The organism is Dolichospermum sp. UHCC 0352 (genome assembly GCF_009711925.1).
Classification (GTDB): Bacteria; Cyanobacteriota; Cyanobacteriia; order Cyanobacteriales; family Nostocaceae; genus Dolichospermum; species Dolichospermum lemmermannii.
The window spans coordinates 31,950-41,958 of sequence record NZ_VIKY01000027.1 but is presented as its reverse complement, the minus strand read 5'-3'; the positions used below and the strand labels follow the sequence as shown (position 1 = coordinate 41,958).

Here is a 10,009-nt window from a genome sequence, read left to right as displayed (position 1 = left end):
GACTGACCCCTCTCCAAACCTCTCCCCTTGCAGGGGAGAGGCTTTAAAACCCCCATTCCCTTGTAGGGAAGGGGGGTAGGGGGGTTAGGTTTTTGGAGATTATGGGTTTCATATAATACTTTTCAAACAACCTCTTAGCCATAAACTTTTCCAACATCCTCTTCAATCTTACAAAAAAAGGGAACAGGGAACAAGGAACAGATAAGAAACTAAAGTTGCACTTCATAATGTAGTATGAGCCTTTTCAAGCATTATTCTTAATAAGGGTCAAAGAACTAGTAGTGGCAATTTCTGTGGTTTTTTGTCGCCGATAATCCTGTACAGTCAAAAGTTGCCAACTGGAATTTTGTGAAAGTTCCAGAACCCATTGATGATAATTAAATAAACTTTCCCGATGTCCCACACTAATAAATGTTGTTTTTCTCTCTTGTAATTGTTGATATAAATTACCTTCATTTTTCAAATCTAAAGCACTCGTTGCTTCATCTAATATAGTGAAACTAGGATGAGTAACTAACAGTCGTGCAAATGCAAGGCGTTGTTGTTCTCCCAGCGATAATATGTTCTCCCAAGGAACTTCTGTATCGAAGTTATCGACTCGACTTAGTAAGTTTTGCAGATTAACTTGTTGCAAAATATCTTTCAGTTCTGCGTCAGGTATTTGACGATTTGTACTAGGATAAAGTAACTGTTCGCGCAAAGTTCCTAAGATTATATAAGGACGTTGCGGCAAAAATAAGACTTCTTCTAAGGGTGGTCTCACCAGACGACCAGTCCCCGCATTCCACAAACCAGCGATCGCTCTCAACAGAGAACTTTTACCTCGACCACTAGGGCCAACAATTAATAAACCTTCTCCTGCTTTGACAGAAAGTGATAATTCTTCAACAATCACCTGCTCATAGTCGGGTGTTTGTAAAGTGACATGATCAAAAGCGATATGGTTTTCTTCTACTGTTTTAATGGTACTGACATTCTCTGGTTTTTTAGTAACTGCTTCTAAAGCATTTGAAAACTCAGTTAAACGCTTAACGTAACTAGAAAATTGTCCATAAGTCCCAAATTCACTGATTAATTCACCCATTGCAATAGCAAACATATTAGAAGCTAAAGCGGCTTGTCCCAGTTGTCCAAAATCAATTTCACCTCTAATATATAAAGGTGCAAGTACTAAAAAGGGGAATATTTGGATAATAGATTGATATCCTCTGCTAAAAATGTCCGTCCCTCTCTCCCAACCTATCTTGCGTTGGGTATTTTTGAAAAGATGATTAAATCGCTTCGCAATTATATTTAATTCTTGGGGTTCTCCTTGAAAAAAAGCTATCGATTCAGCGTGATTCCTAACATGCGTCAAGGAATAATTGTAGTCAGCTTTAAATACGAGTTCCTCTTGATTAATTTTAGTCAATTCTTGATTTAAGTAAATGGCAATAAAATTACCTATAATTGTATAAGCAAGCAAAATAACCGCAATCTGTTGGGAAATTGACAAGATAATTATGAAAAAAGTCCCCATTTCCAGGACTTTTTCCAGTAAAGTAGCCGAAAAATTCAGAGCTTTAGTGGTAACAGGTTCAATTTCTTGGGATAAACGCTGATCTGGGTTATCAATATCTGCTTTAAAGTTAATTTTATAATAAGCACGATTGCTTAAATATTTATCTAAAATATGATAATTGAGCCAGTTGTACCAATCAAGAGCAATTTGTTTTCTGACAAATTTAGAAAATCCTACTAAAAGCGTTACAAAAACAAGTACAACAATATTGACTGATAAGGTATTAATGAACTTAGAATAATCTTTTTCTTGAATCAGAGTATCGACCAAATAACGATTAACGAAACTACTAAAAGCATTCATACCCACAAGCGCGATTATTAGTAATATCAGGAGAATCAGCATTCCCCATGAACGAATCACGTCTGAGAATGCTCTTTCACCTTGCTTTGTTGGATACCAATAAGGTGCCGCAATCGCTTTTACACCTGCCAAAAATTGAGTAAAATCTGAAAAAGCATTTGTTATGGGTTGAGCTTGAACAACTTGGGTTGGCATATTTTAGAAATAAGATAAATTATGAATGCTGAATATGAAAAATTAATCATTCAAATAACGGCTACCCGTGGACTCCCTTCGACTCCGCTCAGGGTGGTCTGGTCAGTACAGCTTGCTTGATTTCTCTTACAAGCCCAGTCCCTTTAGGGCTGGGTTACTGACAATTCAAAGTAAAGTTACACCACCATCCACAGGCAAAATCACCCCTGTGAGATAGGGATTAGTAATTACACTTAACACTGCTTGCGCGATTTCTTCAGGTTGACCAAGATGCTCGACAGGTAAGGCGGCGATCGCCCATTTTGTCAGGTCTGAGCGTTCAGATTCGCTTTGACTGCTCCAGATACTTGTATCTTCTATCAGTCCAGGCGCAATCACGTTGACCCGAATCGGTGCAATTTCTAAGGCCAGTGAGCGCCCAAACACCGCAACAGCACCATTCGCTGCGGCGATCGCGGAAATACCGCCCATTTTTGAAGATTTGAAGATACTGACACTGGATGTGAGGGTAATAGAGCCGTCAGGCGCTATATTTTTCAACGATCCACGCACAGCCAAGAACGTCCCCCAGAATTTATCCATCGCACCTTGAGCCGTTTCGGTGGTCATCTCTGCTAAAAGCGAGCGCGGCATATTTCTGTCTCCCATCGCCGTTACAATCAAATGATCGAAATTGCCGATCTGCTCAAAAAAACCATTGACTGCATCCTCATTCAACAAATCAACAGTTTTACCCTCAATTCCCAGAGAAATCAACGCCATCGCCTCATTTAATTTCTCTTGAGATGAGTGGGAAAGTACAACTTTTGCCCCCATTTCTACCATTTTTTTGGCGATCGCCAAATCAATCCCTGAGCTTATACCAATAATCACCACTTTTTTGCCTGATAGCAACTGAAACATTGTCTTACCTCATCAAATAAAAACAGAACAAAATATTACAGTAAGTTTACTGGCTTCTTTGCTGAAACCAACAAATAATCTATAGATGAAGAATCTAGCAAAGCATCTATAGCAACCACATTGAAATTATAAGTTTCTTCATCTATCTTTCCTGTGTTAAATTCCTCTATAATCGAAGATTTTAAATCTCGGTAGTGTATTTTCCAGCATACCTCTGTCGCTTCCACAAATTCTATTGGCTGAAATCCTGCTTGTTGATAAAGACGTTTATAATCTTCAATATCTTTATCTTTGACAATATTTTCAGGAACAATCAAATCACCAAAATACTTTGTAGTGTCGAAAATGAGATCGGCGAGGATCAGATTTCCCCCTGGCTTCAATACTCGCATTGCCTCTTTCAGAAACTTCTCTCTTGTGTTAAAGTAAAAAGCAGCCTCCACACAGATAATGTTATCAAAAAAATCATCCTCAAATTCCATCTGCACAGCATCCATGCAAATAAATTTGCAGCCTGGCGCATTAACTATACTTCTTTCGATTTGTTTTCTGGAAATATTAATGCCCACAACATCCGCAGGGGAATAATAGTTAAGGAGATGACTGGTAGTTGCTCCCAAACCGCAACCAACATCGAGGATATTTCCCTGCTTTCTTGGAATAAATTCTAACAGCTTTTCCATCAGATTAAAACAGGCTTCATGCTGATTTTGAGTATCAGAGTGCCAATAACCCACATTGAAAAACTCTTTTTCACCATAGTAATCTCTAGTCGAGGTATTGAAAATTAAACTGTCAAATATACTGATAAATTCGTTTTTATCCATTTTTACTCACACTTGTTTATATTGGTTTTCATTGTGATCAACCCCACTCATCATTTAGATGTTTGTTTGTGCTTGCTGAATACAAGCTTTCAACTTTTCGGCTAAAACCTGGACATGGGGTTCAACCATAATTGTGATATGGTTTCCGAGGACAAAATGAATATCCACTGGCTCGCTAGAAAACTCACTCCAGCCCAAGGATAAATCCTGTGAAACCTCAGCATTTAAATAACCATTAGGGTCTTCTGGTAGATCCTCATTAGCGCGGAGAATTGTCAATTTACCTGAATAAGGCTGTTTTGGTACATAATCAACTAGACATAAACAACTATTTTTATAAGCTTGGACGATATTTGTCAACTGGGTAATTTCAGCATTTGGAGGCAGCATATTAGCCATTTTGAAATACTGTAAAACGTATTTTAGTTGCTCATCCACAGTCAAAGATTGCAGAGTATCATAAGAAATATCCACATTCTTTTCTAAATAAACTTCTATGCCTTTGCTCACTTCAACTAACCACCTCGCATGATCCCAATTAATATAATCAATCAGCATTTGTTTATCTTTATAGGTTGGTGCTGAAGAATCAACTATTGCCAACAAAGCAACTTCCTGTCCCTGGTTACGCAACTGTTGAGCCATTTCAAAAGCTACATTTCCCCCATAAGAATGTCCGCCTAAAAAGTATGGTCCCTGTGGCTGAACAGCTTGCATGGCTTCAATGTAAATACTAGCCATATCCTCAATATGAGTAATCGCACCTAATTCCTGATACAGATTATTTTCAAAACTGTATAACGGTTGATCATCTCCTAAACAACGTCCTAAGTGATAGAAGTAAAAAGGTCTACCCCCTGCACCGGGAACACAGAAGAAAGGTAAGTTTGAACCATTGGGCTGAATTGCTACTAAACAAGATGGAGAAGAATCATCGGATTCTTTTTGGATAATTGCTGCTAACTGTTCTATTGTGGGGTTTTGAAACAGGTCTTTTACAGGAATATCTTTACCAATCTGCTGCTTAATTTGAGTCATTAAATAGGGAGCTAAAAGAGAATGACCACCCAAATCAAAAAAGTTATCCTGTACCCCAATTTTGTCAACTTTAAGAATATTCGACCAGATTTGCAGCAGTTTCAATTCCAATTGATTACGCACTTCGATAAATCTATCGGAGTTACTGGTGTGAGCAGGTGCTTTCAAGGCGTGGCGGTCTATTTTACCATTAGGAGTAAGTGGTAAAGAGTCCAACATCACAAAAGCACTTGGTATCATGTATCCAGGTAGTTTATTGCCAAGAAACTGACGCAGTTCGCTAGTTGTGAGTGTGACATCTTTTTGCGGCACAATATAGGCGACTAACTGCTTACTTCGGCTACGCTCAGTACAAGTCTCACCTGGGGTATCTTCGCGGACAATGACGCAAGATATTTGAACATCCTCATGTTGACTAAGTACGGCTTCAATTTCGCCTAATTCAATGCGGAAGCCACGAATTTTAACTTGATGATCAATGCGTCCCAAGTATTCGATATTGCCATCAGGTAAATAGCGTGCCAAGTCCCCGGTTTTATATAATTTTGAATTATCAAAAGGGTTGGGGATAAATTTCTCCTGTGTTAACTCTGGTCGGTTGAGATAGCCCCGTGCTAAACCTGCTCCACCAACGTGTAACTCTCCTGGTACACCTACGGGAACTGGTTGTAAGTTTTGGTCTAACAAATAGATTTGTGTATTAGAAATTGCCCGACCAATGGGGATTGTTGTGGCGATCGTTGTTAATTCCTCTACCAAATACCAAGAAGAAAAAGTGGTATTTTCTGTAGGACCATAGACATGGAGCAGTTGTTTTGGAGCGCCTTTTTCTAAGACTTCTTGCACCCATTGGGGGTCAACCGCTTCACCACCAAATAGTAGATATCTAAGAGAACTAAATGCTTGTGGTACAAAACTAGCTAACTGATTGAATAAAGCTGTGGTTAAAAATAAGACGCTGACTTCGCGATCGCGGATATTGGCAGCAAATTCTTGAGGGGAAAGTAAGACAGATTTAGTGATCATCACTAACTTTGCTCCGTTGAGCAATGCTCCCCAAATTTCAAAGGTTGCGGCGTCAAAAGCAATATTTGCCGCTTGAGCAACGCAGTCATCAGGTGTTAACTGTACATAGTTAGTGTTTTTGACGAGTCGATTTACAGCCTGATGATTGACGACTACTCCCTTGGGTGTGCCAGTAGAACCGGAGGTATAAATCACATAAGCTAAGTTACCAGGTTGCACCTCAGTGATTGGACTCTCCGGACTAGATTCACAGATCACCAGCCAGTCGGTATCTAAGCAAACGACAGGCACTTGATGTTCAGGTAATTTCTCAACTAAATGCTGTTGGGTTAATAAGACTGAAACTTGAGCATCTGCCCACATAAAGCGCAACCGCTCAGTTGGATACTCAGGGTCAAGGGGCACATAAGCACCACCCGCCTTGAGAATACCAAGTAATCCCACAATCATCTCCCAAGAGCGCTCCACACAAATACCCACCAGTACATCCGCACCCACACCCAAAGACTGCAAGTAATGCGCTAACTGATTAGCTCGACAATTTAATTCATGATATGTAAGTTGTTGCTCTTCAAATACCACCGCCACAGCATCCGGGTTGCGCTCTACCTGCTCCGCAAACAACTGATGAATGCACAAATCATGGGGATAGTCTACTTGTGTATCATTCCACTCCACCAATAATTGATGACGCTGGGCTGGACTTAACAGTGGTAATTCCGAAATTCGCATTTCTTGATTTGCCACAATTGCTTGGAGTAAAGTTTGAAAATGTTCCCCTATACGAGTAATTGTGGTTGCATCAAATAAATCAGAGTTATAGCACCAAACACCCTCCAGACCTCCTGGAATTTCCCAGTAGTTCACTTCCAAGTCAAATCTGGCCCTGACATCAAGTGGTAAGGGCATATTTTCGATAATTAAACCTGACAAATTGCTAGAAGATTGGGGGGTATTCTGGAGAGAAAACAGCACCTGTACCAGGGGATTACGACTCAAATCGCGGTCTAGCTGCAACTTTTCCACCAACATTTCAAAGGGTAAATCCTGGTGAGCATAGGCGGACAATGTTGTTTGTCGCACTTGCTCGTGGAATTCTCGAAAGCTGGGGTTTCCAGAGAGATTACCCCTGAATGCTAGGGTATTAGCAAAAAACCCCATGAGCGGCTCGACACTCTTGCTGTTGCGGTTGGCAATGGGGGAGCCAACCACCAGATCCAACTGACCACTATAACGAGAAATTAAGACCAAAAAAGCTGCTAGTAGGGTCATAAACAGCGTAGCGTCTGACTCCTGGCTCAACTGCTTGAGGCGTTGCGTCAGGTGGCGATCCAGTTGAAAACACTCAACCCCACCTTGAAAAGTCTGAACTGGGGGACGGGGATAATCCGTTGACAGTTCCAAGATGGGAGTTAACCCTGCTAATTGTTCTCGCCAGTAATTCAGTTGGCGATCTAGGACTTCACCTGTGAGCCACTGACGTTGCCAAACGGCAAAATCCGCGTACTGGATCGGTAATTCAGCTAGAGGGGAGGGTAAACCTTGAGTGAAAGCTTCATATAACTGAGATAATTCACCGAAGAAAATACTCAATGACCAACCATCGTAGATAATGTGGTGCATCTTCAACAGCAGTATATACGAATAGGGACTCAGTTTCAGTAACGTAAACTGTACTAGGGGTTCTCCTGCCAAATCGAAGGGTTTTAATGCAGCAGCGATCGCCATCTGTCGAAATTGCGCCGTTTGTTCTTCTGTAGATAACCCCTGTAAATCCTCGATTTGCCAGGTTACTGTTGAGGGCGGAGCAATTCGCTGGATAGGTTTTCCGTCTACCATGGGAAAAGTAGTTCTTAATATCTCGTGACGACGAATCAGTTCAGTCAAACTCTGTTCCAGAGCCACTAAATTTAGCGCACCTTCTAGCCGCAACGCCTCCAACAGATTGTAAGCAGTGCTGTCCGGTGATAGCTGGTGCAGAAACCAGAGCCGCTGTTGGGCAAAAGATAGGGGTAAATCTTCATCCCGTGAGACAGGAATAATCGCTAATTCAGCAGTATTCGTCGGCGTTTTTGCTTGTTTTAAAAAGTCCAGAATTTCAGATTTTCTAGTCCCGATTGCTTGCTTAATTTCTGATGTCATTACTCCCTTGGGAGCCTGATATCGTAGCTTCTGCTCCTCCAGCCAAACTTTGATATCTAAACTATTTAAATAAGATAAAAACTCTACTACTTTCACTTGCCAATTGCCTCCCAAAGCTGTTGTTTAATCAAGTTTAAATTGCGCGGTTCGCTCTTAGGAGTAAAAAGTCCATCCGCCTCCCATTTACTAATATCTAGACTAATTGCCCAGGCATTTAACCATGAATTAGAGTTAACTTTAGATAACATATCTGGCATGGTATCTTCTAGGGCTAAGTGAAACATAACTTGCGCCACTTCCTCCAATAATTTGAGGCTACTGAGATAATTTTCAATGATTTCCGACTTAGTTTTGTTAGATTTTAAATTACGGGTTCGCAGTTCATCAACAAAAGGAATCGCTAAATAATCAATAAATTCAAAGTTAACCCGATTTAAAGATTTATTCGCCCAATCTCTAAATAACTGTTGCATCCGATAGGAAAGGGGGAAAAATTTGCTATTTATCTCTTGAACTCTTGTTCTAAAATCCTGATCAAGGAAGATAGAATTAAACATCATCAAACCACTAAATGTCCATCCTGACAAAGTATCCCAGATGAATTTTGTCGCCATTACTATCCCATTTCCCAGACAGTTATAGGCATTTTGAATATTTAACGTGACCCCATCGCTATAGCTTATGTAAAAATAATTAGCATCTTCAACCTTTTCTTTGGTAAGTTTATCTTCCAAATCGAGTGCGATTAACTGGGTCGTTAATGAATTACCAAATCCAATATTATCTGTACCTGGAGAATAAAATGGATCGGGAAATGTTCCAGCTTCACCCACACAAGCCCAACGATTCGAGGAAAATACTTGTTTAGATGAGTAGCTATATTTGGGCATTTTCCTAAAGTCTTCAGGCTCTTTATCTTTTAAGTGACAAGCCAAAACAGGTTCGTTTTTCTGTAACCATTGGTAAGCCAATTCGTAGTTATAATAATTCTTCAAAGGATGAATGTCTTGACGAGCCACAATCCCGATACTGGTATGACCAGTAGATAAAGGAATTGTCCAAACCCAGTAGCCTTCACCGCATAAATGATTCGTAGAATAATAACGATTTTTGTTGGGAACACGATTATGCCATTTTTCTTCACTGCTAGGGACAAAATCGCCGATATCAAAGCGACCATTAACCCGAAACCAAACAGCACCAAAGTTATCATTATTAGGTTTATCTAAACCCAGTTTCCTTTGCAGAAATCGACGGCGACCCATTGCATCAACTACCCACCTTGCTTTAATGATTTTGTTTTTTCTATTATCTCCATCACCTTGGGTATAAACAACTTTATGATGTTGCTGTAATCCTTCCGCGAGAGCAATTTCATTAACTAAACAACCTTCCCGTAATTCTACTCCCGCTTCCATATTAAACTGGCGCAAATCATTTTCCAATTTTCCCCGATCTATTTGATAAGAATTGGGAGCATGAAACTCTGATAGTCCTAGTTCTGGTCTTTCTTGGAAATTGGTAGCACTATTGTTAAAGAAATATCGTAATCCCAGTTTAACTAAATGTTGTTCTTCAAAGTAATCGGTTAATTGCAGAGTATTCGCTAAATAAAAAGCTCCCACTTCAACCGTTGACTCTCCCACCTTAAAACTAGCTTCTGGTGAAAGACCAGACATTTTATCAAGCACGGCGATCGCCATATTAGGCTTTTGCAATTTTAACTGTCTTGCTAAAGTTAAACCCGCTAATCCACCACCACAAATTACGACATCATAGGTTTCTGCTTGATTTAAATCCTCCGCTTGTTGGCGCAAGAAAGCGATTAATTCCTCTTTACGCTCTTTTAACTCTTGCAGTAATTCTGGAATTATTACTCCCTTGGGTGAACGATAACGCAGCTTATCATTTTCCACCCAGACATTTATTCCTAAATCATTGAGATGAGACAAAAAATTAACTGTTTTCATCGGTTTAAATTTTATAAAAATATAACAACGAATCGCACCAACAA

5 protein-coding genes are annotated in these 10,009 nt (G+C 40.0%); all 5 read right to left on the bottom strand.

Annotation, left to right across the window (positions count from 1 at the left end):
- Positions 1–244: 244 nt before the first annotated feature.
- Complete coding sequence (locus FJR06_RS01730) at positions 245–2,059, bottom strand: ABC transporter ATP-binding protein/permease (protein WP_015079721.1); 1,815 nt, start codon at positions 2,057–2,059, stop codon at positions 245–247.
- A gap of 165 nt (positions 2,060–2,224) precedes the next feature.
- Positions 2,225–2,962, bottom strand: a complete 738-nt coding sequence (locus tag FJR06_RS01725) for an SDR family oxidoreductase (RefSeq protein ID WP_168650506.1) — start codon at positions 2,960–2,962, stop codon at positions 2,225–2,227.
- A gap of 35 nt (positions 2,963–2,997) precedes the next feature.
- Complete coding sequence (locus tag FJR06_RS01720) at positions 2,998–3,789, bottom strand: class I SAM-dependent methyltransferase (RefSeq protein ID WP_168650504.1); 792 nt, start codon at positions 3,787–3,789, stop codon at positions 2,998–3,000.
- A gap of 54 nt (positions 3,790–3,843) precedes the next feature.
- Positions 3,844–8,091 (bottom strand): non-ribosomal peptide synthetase, encoded by a 4,248-nt coding sequence (locus FJR06_RS01715; RefSeq protein ID WP_168650502.1) that lies wholly within the window; start codon positions 8,089–8,091, stop codon positions 3,844–3,846.
- On the bottom strand, positions 8,088–9,965 hold the full coding sequence (locus FJR06_RS01710) for an FAD-dependent monooxygenase (protein ID WP_015079725.1): 1,878 nt from the start codon (positions 9,963–9,965) through the stop codon (positions 8,088–8,090). Before FJR06_RS01710 ends, FJR06_RS01715 begins: the two co-directional genes overlap by 4 nt.
- Between the last annotated feature and the right edge of the window lie 44 nt (positions 9,966–10,009).